This window comes from Pseudaminobacter salicylatoxidans, assembly GCF_003148475.1.
Lineage (GTDB): Bacteria > Pseudomonadota > Alphaproteobacteria > Rhizobiales > Rhizobiaceae > Pseudaminobacter > Pseudaminobacter salicylatoxidans.
Genome location: NZ_QGGG01000026.1, coordinates 13,710 through 37,302, shown reverse-complemented (window position 1 = coordinate 37,302; position 23,593 = coordinate 13,710). Strand labels below are relative to the sequence as shown.

Annotated in this window: 25 protein-coding genes and 1 pseudogene; 14 read left to right on the top strand and 12 right to left on the bottom strand. The window is 64.4% G+C overall.

What is annotated here, in order from left to right; all coding sequences use genetic code 11:
- Positions 1 to 158: pseudogene (locus C7441_RS22945) on the bottom strand (ribulose-phosphate 3-epimerase); the annotation flags it as partial.
- A 273-nt stretch (positions 159 to 431) separates the two neighbouring features.
- On the opposite strand from C7441_RS22945, the gene C7441_RS22940 reads away from it, so the two are divergent.
- From C7441_RS22940 to C7441_RS22910, 7 genes are all read left to right on the top strand, one after another.
- Positions 432 to 1,787: an ABC transporter substrate-binding protein gene (locus C7441_RS22940; protein ID WP_109614864.1), complete on the top strand. Its 1,356-nt coding sequence runs from the start codon at positions 432 to 434 to the stop codon at positions 1,785 to 1,787.
- A 143-nt stretch (positions 1,788 to 1,930) separates the two neighbouring features.
- On the top strand, positions 1,931 to 2,941 hold the full coding sequence (locus C7441_RS22935) for a carbohydrate ABC transporter permease (protein ID WP_109614863.1): 1,011 nt from the start codon (positions 1,931 to 1,933) through the stop codon (positions 2,939 to 2,941).
- A 1-nt stretch (position 2,942) separates the two neighbouring features.
- Positions 2,943 to 4,097, top strand: coding sequence for a carbohydrate ABC transporter permease (locus C7441_RS22930; protein ID WP_109614862.1), 1,155 nt, complete (start codon positions 2,943 to 2,945; stop codon positions 4,095 to 4,097).
- A 4-nt stretch (positions 4,098 to 4,101) separates the two neighbouring features.
- On the top strand, positions 4,102 to 5,760 hold the full coding sequence (gene bglA / locus C7441_RS22925) for a beta-galactosidase BglA (protein WP_109614861.1): 1,659 nt from the start codon (positions 4,102 to 4,104) through the stop codon (positions 5,758 to 5,760).
- 21 nt (positions 5,761 to 5,781) lie between these two features.
- On the top strand, positions 5,782 to 6,900 hold the full coding sequence (locus tag C7441_RS22920; protein WP_109614860.1) for an ABC transporter ATP-binding protein: 1,119 nt from the start codon (positions 5,782 to 5,784) through the stop codon (positions 6,898 to 6,900).
- 20 nt (positions 6,901 to 6,920) lie between these two features.
- A complete protein-coding gene (locus C7441_RS22915; protein ID WP_109614859.1) occupies positions 6,921 to 7,268 on the top strand; it encodes a hypothetical protein in 348 nt (115 codons plus the stop codon).
- Positions 7,269 to 7,329: 61 nt separating this feature from the next.
- Positions 7,330 to 7,830, top strand: coding sequence for an MmcB family DNA repair protein (locus tag C7441_RS22910; protein ID WP_109614858.1), 501 nt, complete (start codon positions 7,330 to 7,332; stop codon positions 7,828 to 7,830).
- Positions 7,831 to 7,892: 62 nt separating this feature from the next.
- On the opposite strand, the gene C7441_RS22905 is transcribed toward C7441_RS22910, so the two are convergent.
- A complete protein-coding gene (locus C7441_RS22905; RefSeq protein WP_019172066.1) occupies positions 7,893 to 8,885 on the bottom strand; it encodes an adenosine kinase in 993 nt (330 codons plus the stop codon).
- Between the two features lie 171 nt (positions 8,886 to 9,056).
- On the opposite strand from C7441_RS22905, the gene C7441_RS22900 reads away from it, so the two are divergent.
- Complete coding sequence (locus C7441_RS22900; RefSeq protein ID WP_109614857.1) at positions 9,057 to 9,797, top strand: sulfate transporter family protein; 741 nt, start codon at positions 9,057 to 9,059, stop codon at positions 9,795 to 9,797.
- A 34-nt stretch (positions 9,798 to 9,831) separates the two neighbouring features.
- On the opposite strand, the gene C7441_RS22895 is transcribed toward C7441_RS22900, so the two are convergent.
- From C7441_RS22895 to dut, 4 genes are all read right to left on the bottom strand, one after another.
- On the bottom strand, positions 9,832 to 10,839 hold the full coding sequence (locus C7441_RS22895) for a proline racemase family protein (protein WP_109614856.1): 1,008 nt from the start codon (positions 10,837 to 10,839) through the stop codon (positions 9,832 to 9,834).
- Entirely contained in the window at positions 10,836 to 11,645 is an 810-nt protein-coding gene (locus tag C7441_RS22890) for an isocitrate lyase/PEP mutase family protein (RefSeq protein WP_109614855.1), read from the bottom strand. Before C7441_RS22890 ends, C7441_RS22895 begins: the two co-directional genes overlap by 4 nt.
- A gap of 69 nt (positions 11,646 to 11,714) precedes the next feature.
- A complete protein-coding gene (locus C7441_RS22885; RefSeq protein ID WP_109614854.1) occupies positions 11,715 to 12,374 on the bottom strand; it encodes an HAD family hydrolase in 660 nt (219 codons plus the stop codon).
- Positions 12,371 to 12,844: a dUTP diphosphatase gene (gene dut, locus C7441_RS22880; RefSeq protein WP_109614853.1), complete on the bottom strand. Its 474-nt coding sequence runs from the start codon at positions 12,842 to 12,844 to the stop codon at positions 12,371 to 12,373. The genes C7441_RS22885 and dut overlap by 4 nt, the downstream gene beginning before the upstream one ends.
- Between dut and C7441_RS24515 the strand changes: the two genes are divergently transcribed.
- Positions 12,843 to 12,971: a hypothetical protein gene (locus C7441_RS24515; protein WP_280523581.1), complete on the top strand. Its 129-nt coding sequence runs from the start codon at positions 12,843 to 12,845 to the stop codon at positions 12,969 to 12,971. The genes dut and C7441_RS24515 overlap by 2 nt on opposite strands.
- 37 nt (positions 12,972 to 13,008) lie before the next feature.
- On the opposite strand, the gene bfr is transcribed toward C7441_RS24515, so the two are convergent.
- The 4 genes from bfr to C7441_RS22865 all read right to left on the bottom strand — a co-directional run bounded on the left by bfr (position 13,009) and on the right by C7441_RS22865 (position 14,536).
- Positions 13,009 to 13,494 (bottom strand): bacterioferritin, encoded by a 486-nt coding sequence (gene bfr / locus C7441_RS22875; RefSeq protein ID WP_019172071.1) that lies wholly within the window; start codon positions 13,492 to 13,494, stop codon positions 13,009 to 13,011.
- Positions 13,460 to 13,771 carry a bacterioferritin-associated ferredoxin gene (locus C7441_RS22870; RefSeq protein WP_109614852.1) on the bottom strand — a complete coding sequence of 104 codons (312 nt, stop codon included), beginning with the start codon at positions 13,769 to 13,771 and terminating at the stop codon, positions 13,460 to 13,462. Before C7441_RS22870 ends, bfr begins: the two co-directional genes overlap by 35 nt.
- A gap of 64 nt (positions 13,772 to 13,835) precedes the next feature.
- A complete protein-coding gene (locus tag C7441_RS24200; RefSeq protein ID WP_170125239.1) occupies positions 13,836 to 14,003 on the bottom strand; it encodes a hypothetical protein in 168 nt (55 codons plus the stop codon).
- A 26-nt stretch (positions 14,004 to 14,029) separates the two neighbouring features.
- Positions 14,030 to 14,536 carry a hypothetical protein gene (locus C7441_RS22865; RefSeq protein ID WP_109614851.1) on the bottom strand — a complete coding sequence of 169 codons (507 nt, stop codon included), beginning with the start codon at positions 14,534 to 14,536 and terminating at the stop codon, positions 14,030 to 14,032.
- A gap of 438 nt (positions 14,537 to 14,974) precedes the next feature.
- On the opposite strand from C7441_RS22865, the gene C7441_RS22860 reads away from it, so the two are divergent.
- Positions 14,975 to 16,216 (top strand): NAD(P)/FAD-dependent oxidoreductase, encoded by a 1,242-nt coding sequence (locus C7441_RS22860; protein WP_109614850.1) that lies wholly within the window; start codon positions 14,975 to 14,977, stop codon positions 16,214 to 16,216.
- Positions 16,217 to 16,312: 96 nt separating this feature from the next.
- Here the strand turns inward: C7441_RS22860 and C7441_RS22855 are convergent, their stop codons facing one another.
- Positions 16,313 to 17,758 (bottom strand): aldehyde dehydrogenase family protein, encoded by a 1,446-nt coding sequence (locus C7441_RS22855; protein ID WP_109614849.1) that lies wholly within the window; start codon positions 17,756 to 17,758, stop codon positions 16,313 to 16,315.
- A 258-nt stretch (positions 17,759 to 18,016) separates the two neighbouring features.
- On the opposite strand from C7441_RS22855, the gene C7441_RS22850 reads away from it, so the two are divergent.
- Positions 18,017 to 19,261: a TCR/Tet family MFS transporter gene (locus tag C7441_RS22850; protein WP_109614848.1), complete on the top strand. Its 1,245-nt coding sequence runs from the start codon at positions 18,017 to 18,019 to the stop codon at positions 19,259 to 19,261.
- Between the two features lie 216 nt (positions 19,262 to 19,477).
- Positions 19,478 to 19,837: a septal ring lytic transglycosylase RlpA family protein gene (locus C7441_RS22845; RefSeq protein WP_019172077.1), complete on the top strand. Its 360-nt coding sequence runs from the start codon at positions 19,478 to 19,480 to the stop codon at positions 19,835 to 19,837.
- Positions 19,838 to 19,985: 148 nt separating this feature from the next.
- Here C7441_RS22845 and C7441_RS22840 read toward each other — a convergent pair whose 3' ends face one another.
- Positions 19,986 to 20,813 carry a ferredoxin--NADP reductase gene (locus tag C7441_RS22840; RefSeq protein ID WP_019172078.1) on the bottom strand — a complete coding sequence of 276 codons (828 nt, stop codon included), beginning with the start codon at positions 20,811 to 20,813 and terminating at the stop codon, positions 19,986 to 19,988.
- Between the two features lie 385 nt (positions 20,814 to 21,198).
- Here C7441_RS22840 and pncA point away from each other — a divergent pair, with 385 nt between their 5' ends.
- Both pncA and C7441_RS22830 read left to right on the top strand, forming a co-directional pair.
- Positions 21,199 to 21,798, top strand: coding sequence for a bifunctional nicotinamidase/pyrazinamidase (gene pncA, locus C7441_RS22835; protein WP_109614847.1), 600 nt, complete (start codon positions 21,199 to 21,201; stop codon positions 21,796 to 21,798).
- Positions 21,799 to 21,935: 137 nt separating this feature from the next.
- On the top strand, positions 21,936 to 23,522 hold the full coding sequence (locus tag C7441_RS22830; protein ID WP_170125240.1) for an FGGY-family carbohydrate kinase: 1,587 nt from the start codon (positions 21,936 to 21,938) through the stop codon (positions 23,520 to 23,522).
- The last annotated feature ends 71 nt before the right edge of the window (positions 23,523 to 23,593 follow it).

Below are 23,593 nucleotides of genomic sequence, written 5' to 3'. Positions count from 1 at the left end.
ACCGGCGGGCCGAAGGTGATGTTGGGGACGAAATGGCCGTCCATGACGTCGAGATGGATCCAGTCGGCGCCGCTGGCTGCCACCGCCTCGACCTCGTCGCCGAGGCGGGAGAAATCGGCCGACAGGACCGAAGGGGCAATCAGGGTCTTTGCGGTCATGGGCGGGCCTTTCAGCGTTGACGTCGTCTGCCTCGCCCTAAAGCCCCCCGGCGCGAATGTCGATAGCCTGCCGCTCCCCGCCACCTGCCCTTCGCTTGACACCCGCGCTTTTCCACGGCGATGATGCGCCCCGAGCCAAAGCGCTTTGGAGACTTTCGAAAGAAAGTTCCTTTCGGAAGCCTTGCGATCCCGCCTGAAGCGGGGCGCCCTGGGCGGTGTCGGCGGGACGAAGGGAGGTTCGTCCGGGAAAATGACCGAACGGGAGGACACTCGATGCACAAAGGCCTTTTTCTGGGCGCGGCGCTGGCAGCACTTGCGCTCGGCGCACCCGCGCATGCGGAGCTGAAGTTCAAGCCGGGCGAGGATGCCCGTTTCCACTGGCAGGATTTCGACGACCTCCAGAAGGTCGATCTCAAGGACGAGACGCTGACCATCTTCGGCCCGTGGCGCGGCGAGGACGAGGCGCTGGTACGCAACGTGCTGGAATATTTTGTCCAGGCCACGGGCGTGGAGCTGAAATATTCCTCCTCCGAGAACTACGAGCAGCAGATCGTCATCGACACGCAGGCCGGCAGCCCGCCCAATATCGCCATCCTGCCGCAGCCGGGCCTGATACAGGACCTTGCCTCCAAGGGTTTCCTGACCCCACTCGGCGATGAAACGGCGGAATGGGTGAAGGAGAATTACGGCGCGGGCCGATCCTGGGTCGATCTCGGCACCTACAAGGACAAGGACGGCAAGCCCGGCTTCTATGCCTTCCCCTACAAGGCCGACGTGAAGTCGCTGGTCTGGTATTCGCCCGACAATTTCGAGGAAGCCGGCTACGAGGTTCCCAGGACGCAGGAGGAACTGCAGGCGCTGTCGGACAAGATCGTGGCCGACGGCGGCAAACCCTGGTGCATCGGGCTGGGCTCCGGCGGTGCGACCGGGTGGCCGGCGACCGACTGGGTCGAGGACATCATGCTGCGCACGCAGCCGCCCGAGACCTACGACAAGTGGGTGACGAACGACATTCCGTTCAACGATCCGGCCGTGGTCGGTGCGCTCGACATTTTCTCCAAGATCGCCACCGACGACAAACTGGTGGACGGCGGCGCTTCCGCCGTGGCGGCGACCGATTTCCGCGACAGCCCCAAGGGCCTCTTCGCCGTTCCGCCGAAGTGCTATCTGCACCATCAGGCCTCGTTCATCCCGTCCTTCTTCCCTGAAGGCACGAAGCTGGGACAGGATGCGGACTTCTTCTACTTCCCGCCCTATGCCTCGAAGCCGGAGCTGGGCAACCCGGTGCTGGGCGCGGGCACGCTGGCCATGATCACCAAGGATTCGAAGGCCGCGCGCGCCTTCATCGACTTCCTGAAGATGCCGCTGGCGCATGAGCTGTGGATGGCGCAGGGCAGCTTCGTCACGCCGTTCAAATCGGTCAACCAGGAGGCCTATGCCAGCGACGCGCTGAAGAAGCAGGGCGAAATCCTCGCCACCGCCTCGACCTTCCGCTTCGACGGCTCGGACCTGATGCCCGGCAAGATCGGCGCGGGCGCCTTCTGGACCGGCATGATCGATCTGGTCGGCGGCAAGCCGGCGGGCGACGTGGCGGCCGAAATCCAGAAAAGCTGGGATGCGATCAAGTAGCGGGAGTCAGCGTCGCCGCGTCCTGATGCCGCTTATCCAGCCGCTTAGCGGGCCACCTTGGGAGAGGTTGGCTCAGCCTCGCTTCGCGACGGAAAGGGGATCTCCTTCTGCCCAAACGTCATTGAACAGGGAAAAAGAACCCCATGACGGCACAGATAGTCTCGGCAATCGTCACGGTGCTCATCGGCGTCGGCGGCTGCGTGGTCTACTTCTGGGGGGCCAACCGGCTGCTCGACCTCGTCTTTCCCGCGCGCGGCGTCTCCGGTGCCACCGCAATCGACAATCTGCGCCGGCAGGGCTACATCCGGCCCTGGCTGTTCATCGGCCCGGCGCTGATCGTCCTGAGCGTCTATCTGATCTATCCGGTCATCGCGACCTTCTACTATTCGTTCCATGACCGTGGCGGGCAGAACTTCGTTGGCCTGTCCAACTATTCCTGGGCGCTGGGCGACCGCGAATTCCGGCAGGCCATCTTCAACAATCTGCTGTGGCTGCTCGTCGTACCGGCGGCCTGCACCTTCCTCGGGCTGGTGATTGCCGTTTTGACCGACCGCATCTGGTGGGGCACGCTCGCCAGGAGCCTGATCTTCATGCCGCTCGCCATCTCCTTCGTCGGCGCCAGCGTGATCTGGAAATTCGTCTACGAATATCGCGGCGACGGCCAGACGCAGATCGGCATCCTCAACGCGCTGGTGCAGTTTTTCGGCGGCGAGCCGCAGGTCTGGGTATCGACCCCGTTCTGGAACAATTTCTTCCTCATGGTCATCCTGATCTGGATACAGACCGGCTTTGCCATGGTCATCCTGTCCTCTGCGCTGCGCGGCATTCCGGAGGAAACCATCGAGGCCGCGACCATCGACGGCGCAAGCCCCTTCCAGATCTTCTGGAAGATCATGGTGCCGCAGATATGGGGCACCATCGCGGTGGTGTGGACCACCATCACCATACTGGTGCTGAAAGTGTTCGACATCATCCTGACCATGACCAACGGGCAGTGGAACACCAACACGCTGGCCAACCTGATGTTCGACTGGATGTTCCGCGGCACGGACTTCGGGCGTGGCGCGACCATCGCCATCGTCATCATGCTGGCCGTGGTGCCGATCATGGTCTGGAACATCCGCCAGGCGACCCGCGAGGACGGGGGCCACTGACATGGCGCGCGCACCCGGAAAATCCTTTCTCGGCCGCTTCGGCGTCCATCTCGCCGTCGCCGCCTTCGTCATCCTCTGGACGATCCCGACGCTCGGCATTCTCGTCTCGTCATTGCGCGAGAAGGACCAGATCGTGGCTTCCGGCTGGTGGACGGCACTGACCACGTCCACGCATATGGAGGCTGGCCGTCTCGCCAGCGGCTCGGATCAGGTGGAAAAGGACGGCAGGTTCCTCATCACGGGCAATCTGTTCGGCGCCGGCGACGGCCGCAAGCTGACTGCCTTCGGCATCAGGGCGCAGGCCCCGGCGGAGTTTCCGGCCGGCACGGTCGCCGACCTCGGCAAAGGCACGACGTTGCAAGTCAACGATGACGGCTCCTATGTCATGTCCTCGCCGGTCGCATTCGAGGGAGATCGCGGCCGGCGCGTCTATTATGCGGCGTCGATCCCGCCCAGCTTCACCGCCGGGAATTACAAAACGGTGCTGTTTTCCGAAGGCATCGGCCGTTCCTTCATCAATTCGCTGACGGTGACGATACCCGCCACGGTCATTCCGATCCTGATCGCGACTTTCGCGGCCTATGCGCTGGCCTGGATGCGCTTTCCCGGCCGCGCGCTCTTGATCGCCACCATCATCGGCCTGCTGGTGGTGCCGCTGCAAATGTCGCTGATTCCGCTGCTGAAGATGTACAACGGCGTCGGCGCCTTTTTCGGCGTGCCGGCAAAAACCTATCTCGGCATCTGGCTGGCGCATACCGGCTTTGGCCTGCCCTTCGCCATCTATCTGCTGAGGAGCTACATCGCCGGCCTGCCGCGCGAAATCATGGAATCGGCGCGCATCGACGGCGCCAGCGATTTTGAGATCTTCGTGAAAATCGTGCTGCCACTGTCGTTCCCCGTGCTCGCCTCCTTCGCCATCTTCCAGTTCCTGTGGGTGTGGAACGACCTTCTGGTGGCGATGGTGTTCCTGCGCACCGATGCCGACCAGATGGTGCTGACGGCCAGGCTCAACAATCTGCTCGGCTCGCGCGGCGGCAACTGGGAAATTCTCACCACCTCGGCCTTCGTCACCATATTGGTGCCGCTGGCCGTCTTCTTCTCGCTCCAGCGCTATTTCGTCCGCGGCCTGCTCGCGGGCTCCGTCAAGGGAGGCTGACCGCTTGCAGACCGATACCGGCAACCAGAAGCCCGCCGCCGATCGCGACTGGTGGCGCGGCGCGGTGATCTACCAGATCTATCCGCGCAGCTATCAGGACACGAATGGCGACGGCATCGGCGATCTCAAGGGCATCGTCCAGCGCCTGCCCTATATCGCCGCGCTCGGCGTCGACGCGATCTGGATATCGCCCTTCTTCAGGTCGCCGATGAAGGATTTCGGCTATGACGTGTCGGATTATTGCGACGTCGATCCGATGTTCGGCACGCTCGCCGATTTCGACGTGCTGGTGGCGGAAGCACACCGGCTGGGGCTGAAGGTGATGATCGACCAGGCCATCTCCCACACCTCTGACGAGCACCCCTGGTTCAGGGAAAGCCGCGCCTCGCGCAACAATCCGAAGGCGGACTGGTTCGTGTGGGCCGACGCAAAACCGGACGGCACGCCGCCCAACAACTGGCTGTCGATCTTCGGCGGCTCGGCCTGGCAATGGGACACGCGCCGGCAGCAATATTACCTGCACAATTTCCTCGCCGAGCAGCCCGATCTCAACTTCCACAACAGGAAAGTTCAGGACGCAGTGCTGGACGCCACCCGATTCTGGCTGGAACGCGGCGTGGACGGTTTTCGCCTCGACACGATCAATTTCTATTTCCACTCGGCCGGGCTGGAGGACAACCCGCCTTTGCCGGCGGACCAGCGCAACGACACCATCGCGCCCTCGGTCAATCCCTACAACTACCAGGACCATCTCCACGACAAGAGCCAGCCGGAAAACCTTGCGTTCCTCGAACGCTTCCGCGCGCTGCTCGACGAATATCCGGCGGCCACGGCGGTCGGCGAGGTGGGTGACGCGCAGCGCGGGCTGGAAATCGTCGCGGCCTACACGGCGGGCAACAGCCGCGTGCATATGTGCTACGCCTTCGATTTTCTCGCGCCGGAAAAGCTCACGGCACAGAAGGTGCGCAGCGTGCTGGAAACCTTCGGCCGCGAGGCGCGCGATGGTTGGGCTTGCTGGGCCTTCTCCAACCATGACGTGGTGCGTCACGCCACGCGCTGGGGCGCGGGCGAAGCCGACCGCACTGCCTATCTGAAGGTGCTGTCGGCGCTATTGATGTCGTTGCGCGGTTCAGTTTGCCTCTACGAGGGCGAGGAACTGGGCCTGACGGAAGCAGAGCTTGCCTTCGAGGATTTGCGAGACCTCTACGGCATCCGCTTCTGGCCGGAATTCAAGGGCCGCGACGGCTGCCGCACGCCGATGGTGTGGGAGGAGAAGGCGCAAAATGGCGGCTTCTCGGCCGCGAAACCGTGGCTGCCCGTGCCGCCCGAACACCTGCCGCGCGCGGTGGATGCGCAAACGGGCGACGCGGGCTCGCTGCTGGAACATTATCGCCGCTTCCTCGCCTTTCGCCGCGCCCATCCGGCACTCGCCAAGGGCGACATTGCCTTCCTCGACACGCAGGAAGACACGGTCGCCTTCACGCGTCGCCTCGGCAATGAGGAAATCGTCTGCGCCTTCAATCTCGGCGCGCACCCGACGGCGATCGATCTTGGCGGACCGGCCGCGCCACAGCCGCTCGCCGGCTACGGTTTTTCTGGCGACGCAGGCGCCGGCGCCATCCGGCTCGGCGCCTATGGCGCATGGTTCGGCCGCAGGGCCTGAAGCCGCAATGGGAGGATTCGCATGGCCGATCTCATACTGAGCGATATCAGGAAATCTTACGGCAGCCTGGAAATCCTGCACGGCATCGACCTCGACATAAAGTCCGGGGAGTTCATCGTCTTCGTCGGGCCGTCGGGTTGCGGAAAATCGACCTTGCTGCGCAGCATCGCCGGGCTGGAAGACATCACCTCGGGCGAGTTGCGCATTGCCGGCGAGCTGGTCAACGACGTGCCGCCCTCGCGGCGCGGCATCGCCATGGTGTTCCAATCCTATGCGCTCTATCCGCACATGACGGTCTACGACAACATGGCCTTCGGCATGAGGATCGCGCGCGAAAGCAAGGCCGAGATCGACCGGCGCGTGCGGCAGGCGGCGGAAATCCTGCAACTGACGGACTATCTGGCACGCCTGCCCAAGGCGCTGTCGGGCGGTCAGCGCCAGCGCGTCGCCATCGGCCGCGCCATCGTGCGCAACCCGAAAGTCTTCCTGTTCGACGAGCCGCTGTCCAACCTCGATGCAGCACTTCGCGTCGCCACCCGCATCGAGATCGCCAAGCTCAAGGAAAGCATGCCCGACACGACCATGGTCTATGTCACCCACGACCAGGTCGAGGCGATGACGCTGGCCGACCGCATCGTGGTGCTGAAGGACGGGCGCGTGGAGCAGGTCGGCTCGCCCATGGAGCTCTATTGCCATCCGGGCAATCTGTTCGTCGCCCGCTTCATCGGCTCACCCGCCATGAACATCCTGCCGGCAACCATCGAGCGCGCCGGCGCGCCCACCGCCGTGCGCCTGACCGACGGCGCAGTGGCGCATGCGCCGATCGAGACGCCGGAAAGTGCCGCCGGCACGAAGGTCAGCTTCGGCGTGCGTCCGGAGGATCTCGGCATCGCCGACGAGCTGGATGGCGGCGTGCTGTTCGAAGGCAAGGTGGACTATATCGAGCAGCTCGGCGAGGTGCAGCTCGTCTATGTCGACCTCGGCCACGCCGGGGAGCCGCTGATCGCCAAGCTGCCGGGCGGCGTCCCGGTCGCGCGCGGCGCGGTCATCCGGCTGACCGCATCGCCCGGCAACCTGCATCTGTTCGACGGCGATGGTCGCGCCTTCGCCCGCAATGGCGCAACTGCCATGGCTGCCTGACGCGCGGAAAGCGGATGCGGATGGAGCTTGAGCGAAAGATAGAATTGCTTCGCCAGGCAATCGCCGCCCGCCAGCAGGTGATCGCCCGCTATGACGGGCATGATCGCGCTTTCTGCGCGCATTTTCTCGGCACGCATGCAGGCGTCTGGAAAGTGCTGGGCTGGCAGTTCGCCGGCAGCTCGGAAAAGGGCCTGCCGCGCGGCGGCGCATGGCGTTGCTTCGAACTCGCGCGGTTGCAGGGCGTTCTCCTGCATGAGGGAGAGTGGCACCGGGGCGTCTATGAAGGCTTTGCCCAGCACTGTGTCAGCGAGATCGACACGGCGATAGACCCAGCCCATGGTGCAATCGTCCGGCATCGCCGGAAATGAGACTGGCAGGAAACGGCAAAAACGGGTTCAAAACGAGAACATAACGTGGCATTGTGCACCGATGCCGATCGTTTCTCCTGTTTCCACCAATCCGCTTGTCGATGGGCGCCAGTCGGAGCGCGCCATGCTGGTGCGCCGGGGCGTGCAACGCCTGCTTTCACAAATGGGCGCGCATGTGCTGCCGGAATTGTCTTTGGCGAGCGGCCGCCGCGCCGATCTCGTCGCGCTGACGCGCAAGGGCGACATCTGGATCATCGAGATAAAATCCTCCATCGAGGATTTTCGCGTGGACCGCAAATGGCCGGATTATCGGCTGCATTCGGACCGCTTCTTCTTCGCCACGCATCCGGAAGTGCCGGCTGAAATCTTTCCGCAGGAATGCGGCTTCATCCTCTCCGACGGCTATGGCGCCGAAATCCTGCGCGATGCGCCCGAGCACCGGCTGGCATCGGCGACGCGCAAGGCGCTGATGCTCAGGATCGCGCGCGCAGGCGCCGCCCGCCTGCTTGCCGCCGAACTGGCCGGCGTGTCCGTGCCGGCGCTGGAGAACGAAAGCGAGTAGCGGCTCCAGCGGAGCCGGCGCCGGGACCGAAAGCCCCGGCCTCAAAGCACAGGACGCAATCTTTACAGCAGACCCGCCTGCTCGGCCTGCTGGCGCAAATTCTGGCGCGGGCGCGGGCCGATCTGCTGGATGACGAGACCGGCCGCCAGCGAACCCAGCCTGCCGCAATCTTCCAGGCTGCGCCCGGTGGTGTAGCCGAACAGGAAGCCGGCGGCGTAGAGGTCCCCGGCGCCGGTGGTGTCCACCAGTTCATCGATCTCGATGGCGTCCACCGCGACCGTCTCGTCGCCGCGCACGATGACCGAACCCAGCTCCGAACGGGTGACGGCGGCAAGCTTGCAATCCCTGCGGATCAGGTCCAGCGCCTGGTCGAAGGATTCGGTTTGGTAGAGCGATTTCACCTCGCTCTCATTGGCAAAGACGATGTCCACCGTGCCGGAGCGCATGAGGTCGAGGAACTCGTCGCGGTAGCGGTCGACGCAGAACGGGTCCGACAGCGTCATCGACACTTCGCGGCCGGCTGCGTGGGCATGGGCGGCGGTGAGGCGGATGGCTTCCTTGGCGCGCGGCGGGTCCCACAGATAGCCCTCGAAATAGGTCACCTTGGCGCCACTGGCCTTGTCGGCCTCGACATCCTCGGGTCCAAGCTCCACGCAGGCGCCGAGATAGGTGTTCATCGAGCGCTCGCCATCGGGCGTGACGAAGATCATAGAGCGGGCTGTCGGCGGCGTGCCGGTCAACGGCCGCGTATCGAAGGCCACGCCCTGAGCGTGGATGTCGTGGGTGAAGATACCGCCCAGATGGTCCTGGCTGACCTTGCCGAAATAGGCCGAGCGCCCGCCGAAGCTTGCCACGCCGGCCGCCGTGTTGCCCGCGCTGCCGCCGGACGCTTCCACCGCCGGTCCCATGCGGCTGTAGAGCAGTTCGGCGCGCTCCGCATCAATCAGGTTCATGGCGCCTTTGATGATGCTGTTTTCGACAAGGAAGGCATCGTCGCACTGGGCGATAATGTCGACAATCGCATTGCCGATGCAAAGCACGTCATATTGGCTCATGATATCTCCGCGGAACCGGGCAGATGGACGTTCTGGCACGCTGGCCGCTGGCGGGTCTAGCCGTTCGGGTGGATTTTGCAAACCCCACAAAAGACCCAATTCTTGCAGGCCAGCCGGCGCCTGCCTATCTGAGACGCTGCAAAGGCCCCGACGTGAAAGGAACCGCCGCCGATGATCTTCGACGCCGCCCGCGCCGCCGCCGCAAGGCTGTTCACGCCCGAGTTTCGTGCGGTCTTCCTGAAAACGCTCGGCATAACGCTGCTGGCGCTGGCGGCGCTGTGGATCGGCCTCTACAAACTGTTCGACCTGCTCGCGCTGCCGTGGATCGATGCGCTGCTGCCGGGCTTCCCCGCCTGGGCCGGCTGGCTTGGCCTGATTGCCGCGATCTTCGCCGGCATCGGGCTGGCGCTGGCCCTGGCGCTGCTGATCGCGCCGGTGACGGCGCTGGTCGCCGGCCTGTTCCTCGACGACATCGCCGAGGTGGTGGAGCGAACCGACTACCCGGCCGATCCGCCCGGCCGCGCCCTGCCGATATGGCCTGCCACGATCATGGCGCTGAAATTCTTCGGCGTGGTCGTCGTAGCCAACCTGTTCGCCCTGCTGCTGCTTCTGGTGCCTGGCATCAATATCGGCGCGTTCTTCCTCGTGAACGGCTATCTGCTGGGGCGCGAATTCTTCGAATTCGCCGCCATGCGCTTCCGGCCGGAAGCGGAGGCCAGGGCGCTGCGCCGCAAATATGCCGGCACGGTGTTTCTGGCGGGACTGGTGGTCGCGGCGTTCCTTGCCGTGCCGCTGCTTAACCTGGTCACCCCGCTGTTTGCGGCGGCCATGATGGTGCATCTGCACAAGGCGGTGTCGGCGCGCGAGCTTTCGTTGGCGCGGCCCGAGCGCGTCACTGCGAGAGCGGGATAAGAACGTTGGTCCGCCGTAGCGGCAATCTTCAGGCTCAAACCACCAGAAAGCCGCGGCCGAGTTCGTCGTCTTCCTCGCGGAAGAATTCGGCCTTGCCCGAATAGAACGCCCGGCCGCCGACGCGCGCGACGATCGCGTCATGCGGCCCCGTCGTCGTTGCGCGCGCCACCGCGCCCGTAAAGCGCGAGCCGACGATGCTTTCGAACAGGCGCGTCTCGCCCACAGCCAACTCGTCTTTGGCGTGCATGGCGGCCAGCCGCGCGGTCACGCCCGAGCCGGTCGGCGAGCGGTCCACCTCGGCCTCGGCAAAGACGCAGATATTTTTCGTGGCCACGCCGCCTGAACCGTCGCCACCATCCGTCAGGATGCTGCCGTAGAGAAAGGCAAGATCGTCGTGATCGGGATGGGCGAGCGGAAAATCCCGCTTTACCCGCTCGGTCAGCGCGGTCGCGGCATCGACGAAATCGCGCGCGCGGCTTTTGCCGAATTCCAACCCGAATTGCCGGCAGTCGGCCAGCGCGTAGAAGGCACCGCCATAGGCAATGTCGAAGGCGATTTTTCCACGGCCCGGCAAATCCACACTCTGGTCGCGCGCAAACAGAAACGCCGGCACGCTTTCGAACGATACCGCACCCGCCTTGCCGTCCTTCACCTCCACCGAGGCGATCACCATGCCGCACGGACACTCGATGTTGACGGTCGTGACCGGTTCGCGCGCCGCCACGAGCCCCTGATCGACGGCATAGCGGCCAAGCGCGATAACCGCATGGCCGCACATGGTGGAATAGCCTTCATTGTGCATGAACAGCACGGCGAGGTCGGCGCCCGGCAGGTTCGGCTCGACCAGCAGCGCGCCATACATGTCGTAATGGCCACGCGGCTCGAACATCAGCATCTTGCGCAGATGGTCGAGCTGATCGCGCACATAGGCGCGCTTTTCCAGAATGGTGGTCCCGGAGGGGATCGCCGGATAGCCGCCGGTGACGATCCGAAGCGGCTCGCCGCCGGTGTGCATGTCGGTGACGGTGATGCGATCCTTCATGCGCGGCTAGCCGAGAACATGTCCTGCAGCGTGGAAAAGGGCAGGCCGTCGCGCGAAAAATCGAAAGTGCCCTTTTCGAGCATCTCGCGCGAGGCGTCCTGCAGCATGCCGAAGGCATAGGTCGTCAGCTTCGAGCCGAGCGAGATGCGGCTGGCACCGGCTTCGGCAAGGGCAGCCACGCTGAAACCCGGCACCGCCAGCACGTTGACCGGCTTCGACACGGCCGAGCAGATGGTGCGCACGGTCTCGACATCGGTGATGCCCGGCGCATAGAGCACATCGGCGCCTGCCTTCTCGAAAGCCTGAAGGCGCTTGATCGTATCGTCCAGATCGGGCCGGCCGTGCAGAAAATTCTCGGCGCGGGCAGTGAAGACGAAGTCGCACCGCAGCGCACGCGCGGCCTGCACTGCCGCCGCGACACGCTCGACCGCCTGCGTGAAATCATAGATCGGCTTGTCGGGATCGCCCGAAAAATCCTCGATCGAGCAACCGGCAAGTCCGGCCGCCTCCGCCGCGAAAACGGTTTCGGCGGCACTTTCCGGCGTATCGCCCTTGCCCTTTTCCAGATCCGCCGACACCGGCAGGTCGGTGGCCCCGGCCAACTCCTTGCAATGCGCGATCATCACGTCGAAGGGCACGCCGCCATCGGGCAGGCCGCGCGAGAAGGCAAAGCCGGCGCTGGTTGTAGCGAGCGCCTTGAAGCCGGCGGCGGCGAGAAGCTTCGCCGTGCCGATGTCCCAGGGATTGGGGATGATGAAGGCGCCGGGCGCCTCATGGAGCTTGCGAAAGACCGCGCCCTTATCCATTGCATCGACCTCGAAACAGGGTGGAACGGCGCCATACTAGCCATGACGGGATGGCGCCGCAAACCCGTTTCAGCCGAGCGGGATCATTCCTGCCAATTGGCGCATGTCGTCGAACAAAATGCCGCCGGCAGCCGCCAGGCCGTCACGATTGGTGTGCGGATCGCCATGGTAGGAAAAGACGCGCATGCCCGCGGCGATGCCGGCCTGCGTGCCGGGCACGCTGTCCTCGATGACGATGCAATCGGCCGGTTCAAAACCCATGGTGGCCGCAGCGTGGAGAAAAAGATCCGGGAACGGCTTGGCGCGCCCGACCATGGTGGCGCTGAACAGCACGTCCTCGAAATAGGACAGCAGGCCGGTTCGCCCGAGCGTCACATGCATCTTGGAAACGCGCGCCGAGGAGGCAACACAATAGGCGATCTCCTGTGCCCGCACCGCCTCGATGAAGTCGCGCACATGCGGGATCGCTTCCACGCCATGGGTGGAAAACAGGTCCGGCAGGCCGGCATTCCAGCGCTCGACGAAATCCTCGCCCAGACTGTAGCCCTGCGCCTCGACCTCCTTCTGCACCGACACCATGCTGCGACCGGAGAAGGTCTTGCGGCAATATTGATAATCGACGTCCAGGCCGGCCTTGCGCAGCCAGCCGGACAATTCCTTGTTGACGGTATTTTCGGTATCGACCAGCACGCCGTCGCAATCGAAGATGACGAGTTTCGGCGGCGTCATGCGTGCCCCGTCGAGCCAAAGCCGCCCGCGCCGCGCCCGGTCGCACCTGAAAGGCCGCGCTCCTCGAGCTTCACCTGCGTCACCGGGGCAAAGACGATCTGCGCGATGCGCATGCCGCGCTCGACATAAAAATCCTCGTCGCCGTGGTTGACCAGCAGCACTTTCACCTCGCCGCGATAATCGCTGTCGATGGTGCCGGGCGTGTTGAGGCAGGTGATGCCGTGCTTGAAGGCAAGGCCGGAGCGCGGCCGCACCTGACCTTCAAAGCCTTCGGGAATTTCGAAGATCAGACCGGTCGGCACCAGCGCGCGCCGGCCGGGAAGGATGAGAAGCGGCCGGTCGTCCGGCACCGCCGCGCGCAGATCCATACCGGCAGCGCCGGCGGTGGCGTAGGCGGGCAATTCGAGACCGCCGGCTTCGGGAAGTCGGACAACGCCGACAATGGGGGAGTTTTGGGAGGGCGTGTTCATGGCCGCGATCTATCGCCGCTTTGCGGGTTTCGTCAATTCGCCAGCGAAAATGGCGGTGGATTGGACTGGCTGGAACCGCCCAGGCAATCAACCCTCGCCGGATTTTCCGGAAGCGTACCGACGCTGAAGACGGCGCCGCCATCGGCGACGCCGCCGGTGTCACATTATTCGGCGTCGTTGGCCGGGTCGGCGTTGAGCTGGCCGTATTTGGCTTCGCCGATCTCGTTCAGCAACTGGAGCTGGGTTTCGAGGAAGTCGATATGGCCCTCCTCGTCCTTCAGCAGTTCCTCGAAAAGCTTCATGGTCACGTAGTCGCCGAGTTCCTGGCAGATTTCGCGCGACTTCTTGTAGGAGGTGCGGGCATCATACTCGCCGGCAAGGTCGGCCTCGAGCACTTCCTTCACATTCTGGCCGATGCGCAGCGGCGCAACCGACTGCAGGTTGGGATGGCCTTCGAGGAAGATGATACGCTGTACCAGCTTGTCTGCGTGGTGCATCTCTTCGATTGATTCCTCGCGTTCCTTCTTGGCGAGCCTGGTGTAGCCCCAGTCGTCAAGCAGGCGATAGTGGAGCCAGTACTGATTGACGGCGCCAAGCTCCAGAAACAGAGCTTCGTTAAGCCGCTCGATGACCTGTTTTTCGCCCTTCATGGCTTCTGCTCCCATATTGGACCCGCAAATCCCTCACGCGGTCCAGGTGTGAAACGACATCCATCTCACTCGTGACCAAGCTCTGATGGTAGTGCTCGGTGACCCGAATGATAGTTTCCACCACATTTGGGAAGCAGCCGCAACAGCGTCCGCGCTTCTTCAGCGAATGATAGACCTTCGCCGGCACGACGAGTTGCCAGGGATCGGCTTGGAGAAGCTCTATGATCGCGTCTTCGATCTCCTTCTCGGCTATCAGGTTACAGTGGCATACAAGCATGTCTTGCTCTGCTGGCTGGCGGCGTCCTGTTGCGCCGCTTGGCTGGAATTCTTATGCGCTTTCCTCAGTGAAAGGACACATTGGAAGATGCCGTCCTGACCTCGGGTTTCGGCGCGAAGACCTCATGCTTCTGCACCGTCGAAACCGTCGCCTTGGCCGGAAGGATGAAAGCCGCCGCCGTCAGCGCCGCCGTGGCTGCCACTGCCGCCAGGCGGGCATTGCGAACCGTCATTACTGCTGGTCTCATCATATGCCTCGTCAATGGATCGTCCTGGCCGTTGCGCGCGACAGCACGTCTTCGATCGCGCCTTGCGGAATGGGCAGGAGATGCTGATCCAGGCCCGAAAGGGTTTGGGCAAAATCGCCGGCCGCCGCGCCGACGGCCTGCTGCAGCGGACGACACGCCATGGCGTCCAGGCACAAAAGCGCCGTTTGCTCCTGCCCGTGCTGCAAGGCAGCAATGAGGCCGAGCGCGAGACATTCGTCGCGGCAGACATGATGCGCACCGAAGGGGAAGCTGCGCAGCGGACACGCCGCGCATTGCCTGAGCGTACGCACGAAATGCGAAAGCTCGCTCATGGCGCGCCGACCCGCAGCGGGGCCGAGCAGTTCGCTGTAGAGCGTAAGCGTCAGCTCCCAGGGCGCGACGGAGCCGGTTTCGAAGCCGGCCAGCCAGTGGCGATAGCCTTCCAGAACCAGCTTTTCCGGCGTGCGCTCGAAATAGCAGCCCTGATGGCCGTCATGATCGGTGATCCGCAGCGACATCAGTGCGACACCGGCAGGCTTTCGACATGCAGGGAAAAACGATGCGCGCGAGCGCGCAGGCAGGCAGAAACAGACACCACTTCCTCCAATCGAACGGGTTCAAGGCCCAGACATCAAAGGTTTGCCCCATCGAGGCATGATGCATAAAACCAGACTGGCGCGGGGAGTCAACAGGAATCCGACAGAATATGCCTTATAAATCAATAGTTTAGAACTATTCTAAACTATATATGTCAAGTTTATGGCAGGTCGGCCACAATGCCGTCACCGGCGTCGCCACTTTCCTTCGCGCGGCGATCGGCCTTATTGACAGCGGCCTGTCCCAAGTGCGACCCAGAAGGCTATCGCCTTGTCGGAACGGGACAATTTGGCGATAGCGCGGCGCTTTATTCTGGGTCGAAGCGTTATTCTGGATCGAAAGAGAAAAGTCCGGGTGCCATGAAGAACGGCGTGGTTATTGTCGGTGCGGGGCATGCCGGGGTGCAGGCGGCCGCCAGTTTGCGCGAGGAAGGCTATGACGGGCCGGTGACGCTGGTGGGCGACGAAGCGGAATTGCCCTACCACAAGCCGCCGCTTTCGAAGACCTTCATCAAGGACCCTGCCGCCCAGCCGCAGATGCTGCGTGCCGACGTCTTCTATTCCAACAACCGGATCGACCTGCGGCCCGGCACGATGGTTGAGCGCATCGACCTTGGCGGCCGGCGTCTCGATCTGGTCGGTGGCGATCATATTCCGTTCGATGCCGCGATCCTCGCCACCGGCTCGCGACCGCGCGAGCTGAAGCTTGCCGGCGCGGAACTCGGCGGCGTGCTGTCGCTGCGCTCGGTGGCGGATGCGCGCCTCATTCGCGAATTGAGCGCCACCACCGGCGATGTCGTCGTTCTGGGCGGCGGCTTCATAGGGCTGGAGATCGCCGCCACGCTGCGGCTTGGCGGCCGTAACGTGACGGTGGTGGAGGCGCAGGAGCGCCTGCTCGGCCGCGCGGTCGCGCCCGCCATTTCGGCGCATGTGCGCCACCGGCTGGAAAGCACGGGCGTGCGCGTGCTGACGCAGACCACGATCCAGCGGCTGGAGGGCGGCAACGGCCATGTCACCGCTGCCATCCTCTCAACCGGCGAGCGGCTGCCGGCGCAAATGGTGATCGTGGGCATCGGCGTGGTGCCCAATGTCGAACTGGCGCAGACCGCCGGCCTGACGCTCTCCAACGGCATTCGCGTGGACGGCAGCCTGCGCAGTTCGCAGCCGGAAATCCTCGCCATCGGCGATGCCGCCAACTATCGCCACCTGTTTTCAGGCACGGACGTGCGGCTCGAATCGGTGCAGAACGCCACCGATCAGGCGCGCCTGGCCGCACGCACCATTCTTGGCCACGAAGGCCGTTATGACAGCGTGCCATGGTTCTGGTCGGACATCGGCGACATGAAGCTGCAGATGGTCGGCCTTGCCGGGGCAAGCGACAGCACCGTCGTCGTGGGTGACATGGCCGACAACAAGTTCTCCGTCTACCATTATGGCGGCAACCGGCTGATCGCGATCGAATCCGTCAACCGCCCCGCCGACCATATGCTCGGCCGCAAGATGCTGGGCGCGGGCTTCTCGCCGCATCCCGAAACCGTGACCGCAGGGGCCGATGCGCTGAAGGCCGCCTTCGCCGCCTCGCAAAAGAGCGCCGCGGCCTGACAGGCTTTTCCCCACCGGGGGATGACGGTTCGCCGAAACGGCCGACACAAAAAATGCCCCGGCAAGCGGGGCATTTTTTATTCGACCGGCTTTTGGTTACGCGCCGGTGTTCCAGCCGGAAACCGACTTCACCTCGAGGAAATCCTCAAGGCCCCACTTGCCGCCCTCGCGGCCGAGGCCGGACTGCTTGTAGCCGCCGAACGGGCTGCCGGGGCCGCGCGAGGCGCCGTTGATCTGCACCATGCCCGAACGCAGGCGGCGCGCCACGCGGTGAGCACGCTCCTGGCTGCCGGTCTGCACATAGCCGGAGAGACCGTAGGGCGTGTCGTTGGCGATCTCGATCGCCTGATCCTCGGTGTCGAAGGGGATCATCGCCAGCACCGGGCCGAACACCTCTTCCTGCGCGATGCGCATGTCGTTGGAGACATCGGCGAAGATGGTCGGACGCACGAAATAGCCGCGGTTGAAGCCCTCCGGACGGCCCGTGCCGCCGGCCACCAGCCGCGCGCCTTCCTTGATGCCTGCTTCGATCAGGCCCTGGATCTTGTCGAACTGGGCAGCCGAGACGACCGGGCCGATATGGCCGCCATCCTCCACCGGATTGCCGACCTTTGTCTCATCCGCCGCCTCGCGGGCCACCTCGACGGCCTGGTCGTAGATCGAACGCTCGACCAGCATGCGGGTGGGCGCGTTGCACGACTGGCCGGTGTTTTCGAAGCAGTGCGCCACGCCGCGCCTGACCGCAGCCGGCACGTCGCTGTCGGCGAAGACGATGTTGGGCGACTTGCCGCCAAGCTCCAGCGTCACCCGCTTGACCGTCTCGGCCGAGGCCCTGGTGACGGCGACGCCGGCGCGCGTGGAACCGGTGAACGACATCATGTCGATGCCGGGATGACGCGACATCGCCTCGCCCACCGACGGGCCGTCGCCATTGACGAGGTTGAAGACGCCGGCCGGGAAGCCCGCCTCTTCCATGATCTCGGCAAAGAGCATGGACGACATCGGCGCAATCTCGGAAGGCTTCAGCACCACGGTGCAGCCGACGGCAATGGCAGGCACCACCTTCAGCGTCACCTGGTTCATCGGCCAGTTCCACGGCGTGATGAGGCCGCACACGCCGATCGGCTCATGCACGATGCGGTCGTTGGGCGCGATCTCGCTGAGCTGATGCTCGAACTCGAATTCCTTCAGCTCGCGGATGAAGTTCTTGATGTGATAGGCGCCGACGGAAGCCTGCGCCTCGGTGGCGAGCTTCATCGGCGCGCCCATTTCGCTGGAAATGGCCTTCGACATCTCCGGCATGCGCTTCTTGTAGACCTCAAGCAGCTTTTCCAGATAGGCTAGGCGCTCCTCGCGGCCGGTGCGGCTCCAGTTCTCGAAGGCCTGGCGCGCGGCGGCGACCGCCTTGTCGACATCGGCGGACGAGCCCAGCGAGATCACCGCGAAGGGCTGCTCGTCGGCCGGGTTGATGACCTCCAGTTCCTTCGGCGTAACCGGCGCGACCCAGCGGCCATCGATAAAGAAATCGGTCTTGCGCAGCATAAAACTCTCCCTTGCATGCCTGTCGACGGCGAACGGCTGGCGCCGCCCATCCTTCCGCAACGATTGCGGCCAGACTGATGAAATCGTGCTCTAGTTAGCAACGATGAAGCCGCGGTTCAAACCACGCGCGCGTGAAAAATGACTGGTCCAGCCGCACCGCTCCGACATGCCGCTGTCAGGAGACTTATGCGGCAAGCTTGTACAAAGTAAAACACCCTGTATAAGTCCGCTCCCCCGCGAAAATTTCGAGCGACAGCCATGTCCATTCTCTCCGGCTCCCGCCGCAAGGCAGCCATCGCCTTCATCATGGTCACGGCCGTTCTCGACATCGTGGCGATGGGTATCATCATTCCGGTGCTACCGCCGCTGATCGAGGAATTCGCCGGCTCGAACGCCGAGGCCGGCTGGATCAACGGCGTGTTCGTGGCGCTGTGGGCGGGCATGCAGTTCGTCGCCTCGCCGATCATCGGCTCGCTGTCCGACCAGCATGGCCGGCGGCCCGTCATCCTGCTTTCCACCCTTGGGCTTGCCGCAGACTATGTGCTGATGGCGCTGGCGCCCAACCTGTGGTGGCTGGCGCTGGGCCGCATCATCGCCGGCATAACCTCGTCGAGCTTCACCACCGTCTTTGCCTATATGGCCGACATCACCGCGCCGGAAGAGCGTGCGCGTGGCTACGGGCTGATCGGTGCGGCCTTCAGCGCCGGCTTCGTGGCCGGGCCACTGCTGGGCGGCGTGCTGGGCGAGATTTCGCCGCGCGCGCCCTTCTGGTTCGCGGCGGGCATGAGCGGCATCGCCTTCCTCTACGGCTTGTTCGTGCTGCCGGAATCGCTGGCACCGGCCAAGCGCATGACGTTTTCGTGGAAGCGCGCCAATCCGTTCGGCGCAATGATGCTCCTGCGCTCGCATCCGGAACTGTCGGGTCTCGCGGTCGTGACCTTCCTGCTGCATTTCTCGCACCACGTCTTCTCTGCCGTCTTCGTGCTCTATGCCGGCTATCGCTTCGGCTGGCATGCATGGGAAGTCGGCACGCTGCTGGCCCTGGTCGGCCTGCTCGACATGACGGTGCAGGGCGTTCTGGTGGGGCCGATGGTCAAGCGCTTCGGCGACCGCGCCACCATGGTGTTCGGCCTGTTTGGCGGCGCGATCGGCATTGCCTGGATGGGCCTGGCGCCCACCGGCGTGATGTTCACGCTCGCCATGCTCCCCAATGCGCTTTGGGGGCTTGCGATGCCGACGCTGCAGTCGCTGATGACGCAGCGCGTCTCCGAATCCGAACAGGGCCAGTTGCAGGGCGCCAATATGAGCGTGGCCAGCATTGCCGGCGTGGTGTCGCCGCTGTTCTTCGGCGCGGTCTATGCCTTCACCCTGCGCGAGGGCTCGTGGCTGCCCTATCCGGGCGCCTCGTTCCTGATCGCCTCGCTGGTGCTGCTCGGCGCGGCACTGCTTGGCTGGGCCGTGGCGCGGCAGGCCAACAGGCGCGCAGGACAAGCGCTTCCGTAACGGAAACTCGCTATTCTCGAGTCTATCCATAGGTTAACGAAAGATTATCGGATTCCCCCGCGCGCTGGAGCAAAAGCGCGCAGGCTTCTGACAAACTGTTTCCAAGAGACTCCAAAGTTGTCCAGCAGCCATGGAACCGCTGGCCGCTTGCCGCATTTGTCGCCCTATTTGCTCCGTAACCGCTGGTTCCACGATCAACGGAGCTAACCCTCAAAGATGAAGAAGACCCAGACCGCGATCGCCGCGGTAACGATGACGGCTGGCCTGATGCTTGCCATTTCCACCGGAACCGCCTCGGCCCAATGCGGCCGCGCCTCCTGGTACGCCCTCACCTCCAAGACAGCCTCCGGCGAGCGGATGAATCCTTCCGCAATGACCGCCGCCCACCGCACCCTGCCGCTCGGCAGCAAGGTACGCGTCACCAATCAGAACAATGGCCGCAGCGTTGTCGTGCGCATCAATGATCGCGGCCCCTTCGTGCGCGGGCGCGTGCTCGATCTGTCGAAGGGCGCCGCCGCGCGCCTCGGCTTCATCAGCGCCGGTCACACCGCCGTCTGCCTCAGCCGCGAGAGCTGAGCTTCCCCATTCCGACCCCGCCGCCATTGCGGCGGTGGCCGGCAGCCGATCCGGCATGGCGCCATGCCCATGGCGCGCCAATCACACAGATAAGAAGCTTTCCTGAAAGCGTGCCGACGCGGACCGCATCGGCACCGTTGCGCTGTCGTCAGCCGACGAAGGCGCGTTCCACCACGAAGGTGGAGGGCTGGCTGAGCGAGCCTTCCTCGAAGCCGAGACCCTCGACCAGTTCCTTCACATCCTTGAGCATGTGCATGGAACCGCAGATCATGACGCGGTCGTTCGCGGGATCGAGCTTGTCGATGCCGAGATCGGTGTAGAACTTGCCCGAGCCGATGAGCGCGGTGATGCGGCCCATATAGGGCGATTCCTCGCGCGTGGTGGTCGAGTACAGCGTCACGCGGCCATGCGTCAGCTCGCCGATCAGCGGATCTTGCGCCAGCGCGGCCACCAGTTCCTTGCCATAGGTCAGCTCGGCCACGTCGCGGCAGGTGTGGGTGACGATCACCTGCTCGAATTTTTCATAGGTGTCGGGGTCGCGCAGCAGGCTGGCAAACGGCGCGATGCCGGTGCCGGTCGAGATCATGAACACACGCTTTGCCGGCGTCAGCGCGTCGAGCACCAGCGTGCCGGTCGCCTTCTGGCGCATCAGCACCGTGTCGCCGGGCTGGATCTTCTGCAGATGCTGGGTGAGCGGGCCGTCCGGCACCTTGATGGAGAAGAACTCCAGTTCCTCGTCCCAGGCCGGGCTTGCAACCGAATAGGCGCGGAACACCGGCTTTTCGGCGTTGGGCAACCCGATCATGACGAACTCGCCCGAACGGAAGCGAAGCGATTGCGGCCGCGTGATGCGGAAGGAAAACAGCCGGTCGGTGTAATGCTTCACCGAAACCACGGTTTCGGCATAGACATTGGCCGGGATGGGGAAGGCAAGCGGCTTCGCCTCGGCAGTGTTGATCGCTGCTGCGGTAGTCATGAAAGAACCGGACCTTTCGCCAATTGGCAGCGCTGAAACTCCGCCTGTCGCGCAGCCGGACCAAATGCCCGCGCACCGCCGAAAAATACCGAAAACGGTAAACTGTCGTGTGGCCGATTAAGTAGTATAGGCACCCCTCCAACGTCAAGATATTGGCCGGAAACAGCTTTCCAAACTGCCTGCGATACATGGTCCAGCATTGCGGGCGCAGGCCATGCGTGAGCACAAACAGGCAGGCCCGCGAAATATGACCGGCGGCAACGCCGCTCGCGCAGCGTTCAGCACCCCTTTCGCGACGTTCCGCGCGATGCGCGTCTCCCAAAGCCTGTTGACGCCGTCCCCCTTCTGGCCGAATTTCTGCGCTGGAATTGGGGATGGATTCGACATGGCCGAAGAAGCGCTGATCGTTATCGACGTACAGAACGACTTTTGTCCGGGCGGCAGCCTGGCGGTGACGGAGGGCGACAAGATCGTCCCCCTCATCAATGAGATGATCGCCGGCTTCGAGCATGTCGTGCTGACGCAGGACTGGCATCCGGCCAACCATTCCAGCTTCGCCTCGCAGCATCCGGGCAAGGAGCCCTTCGGCACGATCGAAATGCCTTATGGACCGCAGACGCTGTGGCCCGACCATTGCGTGCAGGGCTCGGGCGGCGCCGCCTTCCATCCCGCGCTGAAATGGGCCAAGGCCGAACTCGTCATCCGCAAGGGGTTCCGCCGCGGCATCGACAGCTATTCCGCCTTCCACGAGAACGACCGCAAGACGCCGACCGGCCTTGCCGGCTATCTCAGGGAGCGCGGCATCGGCAAGATCACGCTGGCGGGGCTGGCGACGGATTTCTGCGTCGCCTATTCGGCGCTCGATGCGGTCTCGCTCGGCTTCGATGTCACGGTGCGGCTGGATGCCTGCCGCGCCATCGATCTCGGCGGCTCGCTGGAGACCATGCTGGGCAGGATGCGCGATGCCGGGGTGACGCTGGCGTGATCTTCCGCCCGGCGTCGTGAACCGGCGAGAGAGCTGCCTTCAGCGCCACTTGCACGGTTTGCCGCCGCCATTATGCTCGCTGACATGATGCCGCACCCGACATCGCCGACCGGCCGCATTTGCGCGAAGGCCGCGCCCTGATGGCCGCGTTCGTCTGCGCCGTCGATGTCGGCACCGGCAGCGCCCGCGCCGGCATATTCGACGCCGGCGGCAGGTCGCTGGCGCGGGCGGAACGGCGCATCGCCATGCGCCAGCCGCAACCGGGCCATGCCGAGCAGGATTCGCAAGACATCTGGCAGGCGGTGTGCGCGGCCGTGCGCGCCGCGCGCGAGGAAGCCGGCATAGCGCCGCAGGATGTCGCGGGCATCGCCTTCGACGCCACCTGCTCGCTGGTGGTGCGCGACACCGAGGCAAGGCCGCTCGGGGTTTCGGAAGACGGCGACGACCGCTGGGACACGATCGTCTGGCTCGATCACCGCGCCATTGCGCAAGCGGCCGAATGCACCGCCACCGGCAATCGCGTGCTCGACCATGTCGGCGGCGTGATGTCGCCGGAAATGCAGATCCCCAAGCTGATGTGGCTGAAGCGGCACCTGCCCCGGCAATGGCCACGCGCCGGCTATTTCTTCGACCTCACCGACTTCCTGTCGTGGAAGGCATCGGGATCGCTGGCGCGCTCGCAGTGCACGCTCATGTGCAAATGGACCTTCCTGGCGCATGAGGAACGGGGCTGGCGGATGGATTTCCTCAACGCCGTCTCGCTTGGCGACCTGCTGGAACGCGGAAACCTGCCACGGCGGGCAAGCGCCGTGGGCAGCGACCTGGGGCCGCTGCTTCCGCAGGCCGCCGCCGCGCTCGGCCTCACCACACACTGCCGCGTTGGCACGGGCATGATCGATGCCTATGCCGGCGCGCTCGGCGTTCTGGGCGGCTTCGCGGCCGACCTTGCCGGCATGGAACGGCACATGGCGCTGATTGCGGGAACGTCAAGCTGCGTCATGGCGATGTCGCCCGAGCCGCGCCCCTTCGCCGGCGGCTGGGGTCCTTATTTCGGCGCGGCCCTGCCCGATTGCTGGATGAGCGAGGGCGGACAATCGGCCACCGGGGCCGCACTCGACCATGTCATCCGCGTGCATGGCGCGGGCGGCGAACCGGATGCGGCCCTGCATCGCCGCATCGCCGCGCGGATCACGGAGCTGCGGGCCGTCGAGGGAGAGGCCTTTGCGCGCCGCCTGCACGTGCTGCCGGATTTTCACGGCAACCGCTCGCCGCTGGCCGATCCCAATGCCGTGGGGGTGATTTCGGGACTGACGCTCGACGCCTCGTTCGACGGCCTGTGCCGGCTCTATTGGCGCACAGCCGTGGGCATTGCACTCGGCGTGCGGCACATTCTCGACACCCTCAACGCTGGCGGCTATGTCATCGACACGCTCCATGTCACCGGCGGGCATACGAAGAATCCGCTGCTGATGGAGCTCTATGCCAACGCCACCGGCTGCACGGTTCTGGAACCGGAAGCCGGCAGCGACGCGGTGCTTCTGGGCACCGCCATGGCGGCGGCCAGCGCCGCCGGCCTCCACCCTTCGCTGGCCGCCGCCAGCATCGCCATGCGCCAGCGCGAACGCGCGCGCAGCCCCGATCCGGCCACGCGTGCCGGCTTCGACCGCGACTACCGCATATTCCTTGAAATGCACCGCCAGCGACAGGCTCTGGAAACTATCTAGCCCCCTCACCATTCGTCATTTTGGCTGCCGTCCGCCGAATTTCACGGCGGCCTGCGCCATCGCTCCTTGCG

Bases quoted from the DNA above. Each gene is read 5' to 3' on its own strand.
- C7441_RS24200 (WP_170125239.1), bottom strand. From the start codon at position 14,003: ATGACGGTTCGCAATGCCCGCCTGGCGGCAGTGGCAGCCACGGCGGCG.
- dut (WP_109614853.1), bottom strand. From the start codon at position 12,844: ATGAACACGCCCTCCCAAAACTCCCCCATTGTCGGCGTTGTCCGACTT.
- C7441_RS22910 (WP_109614858.1), top strand. From the start codon at position 7,330: ATGCCGATCGTTTCTCCTGTTTCCACCAATCCGCTTGTCGATGGGCGC.
- C7441_RS22930 (WP_109614862.1), top strand. From the start codon at position 2,943: ATGGCGCGCGCACCCGGAAAATCCTTTCTCGGCCGCTTCGGCGTCCAT.
- C7441_RS22905 (WP_019172066.1), bottom strand. From the start codon at position 8,885: ATGAGCCAATATGACGTGCTTTGCATCGGCAATGCGATTGTCGACATT.
- C7441_RS22895 (WP_109614856.1), bottom strand. From the start codon at position 10,839: ATGAAGGATCGCATCACCGTCACCGACATGCACACCGGCGGCGAGCCG.
- C7441_RS22885 (WP_109614854.1), bottom strand. From the start codon at position 12,374: ATGACGCCGCCGAAACTCGTCATCTTCGATTGCGACGGCGTGCTGGTC.
- C7441_RS22890 (WP_109614855.1), bottom strand. From the start codon at position 11,645: ATGGATAAGGGCGCGGTCTTTCGCAAGCTCCATGAGGCGCCCGGCGCC.
- C7441_RS22915 (WP_109614859.1), top strand. From the start codon at position 6,921: ATGGAGCTTGAGCGAAAGATAGAATTGCTTCGCCAGGCAATCGCCGCC.
- C7441_RS22870 (WP_109614852.1), bottom strand. From the start codon at position 13,771: ATGCTTGTATGCCACTGTAACCTGATAGCCGAGAAGGAGATCGAAGAC.
- C7441_RS22860 (WP_109614850.1), top strand. From the start codon at position 14,975: ATGAAGAACGGCGTGGTTATTGTCGGTGCGGGGCATGCCGGGGTGCAG.
- C7441_RS22850 (WP_109614848.1), top strand. From the start codon at position 18,017: ATGTCCATTCTCTCCGGCTCCCGCCGCAAGGCAGCCATCGCCTTCATC.
- C7441_RS24515 (WP_280523581.1), top strand. From the start codon at position 12,843: ATGGCCGCGATCTATCGCCGCTTTGCGGGTTTCGTCAATTCGCCAGCG.
- C7441_RS22940 (WP_109614864.1), top strand. From the start codon at position 432: ATGCACAAAGGCCTTTTTCTGGGCGCGGCGCTGGCAGCACTTGCGCTC.
- C7441_RS22920 (WP_109614860.1), top strand. From the start codon at position 5,782: ATGGCCGATCTCATACTGAGCGATATCAGGAAATCTTACGGCAGCCTG.
- C7441_RS22840 (WP_019172078.1), bottom strand. From the start codon at position 20,813: ATGACTACCGCAGCAGCGATCAACACTGCCGAGGCGAAGCCGCTTGCC.
- pncA (WP_109614847.1), top strand. From the start codon at position 21,199: ATGGCCGAAGAAGCGCTGATCGTTATCGACGTACAGAACGACTTTTGT.
- C7441_RS22900 (WP_109614857.1), top strand. From the start codon at position 9,057: ATGATCTTCGACGCCGCCCGCGCCGCCGCCGCAAGGCTGTTCACGCCC.
- C7441_RS22845 (WP_019172077.1), top strand. From the start codon at position 19,478: ATGAAGAAGACCCAGACCGCGATCGCCGCGGTAACGATGACGGCTGGC.
- C7441_RS22935 (WP_109614863.1), top strand. From the start codon at position 1,931: ATGACGGCACAGATAGTCTCGGCAATCGTCACGGTGCTCATCGGCGTC.
- C7441_RS22865 (WP_109614851.1), bottom strand. From the start codon at position 14,536: ATGTCGCTGCGGATCACCGATCATGACGGCCATCAGGGCTGCTATTTC.
- bfr (WP_019172071.1), bottom strand. From the start codon at position 13,494: ATGAAGGGCGAAAAACAGGTCATCGAGCGGCTTAACGAAGCTCTGTTT.
- C7441_RS22855 (WP_109614849.1), bottom strand. From the start codon at position 17,758: ATGCTGCGCAAGACCGATTTCTTTATCGATGGCCGCTGGGTCGCGCCG.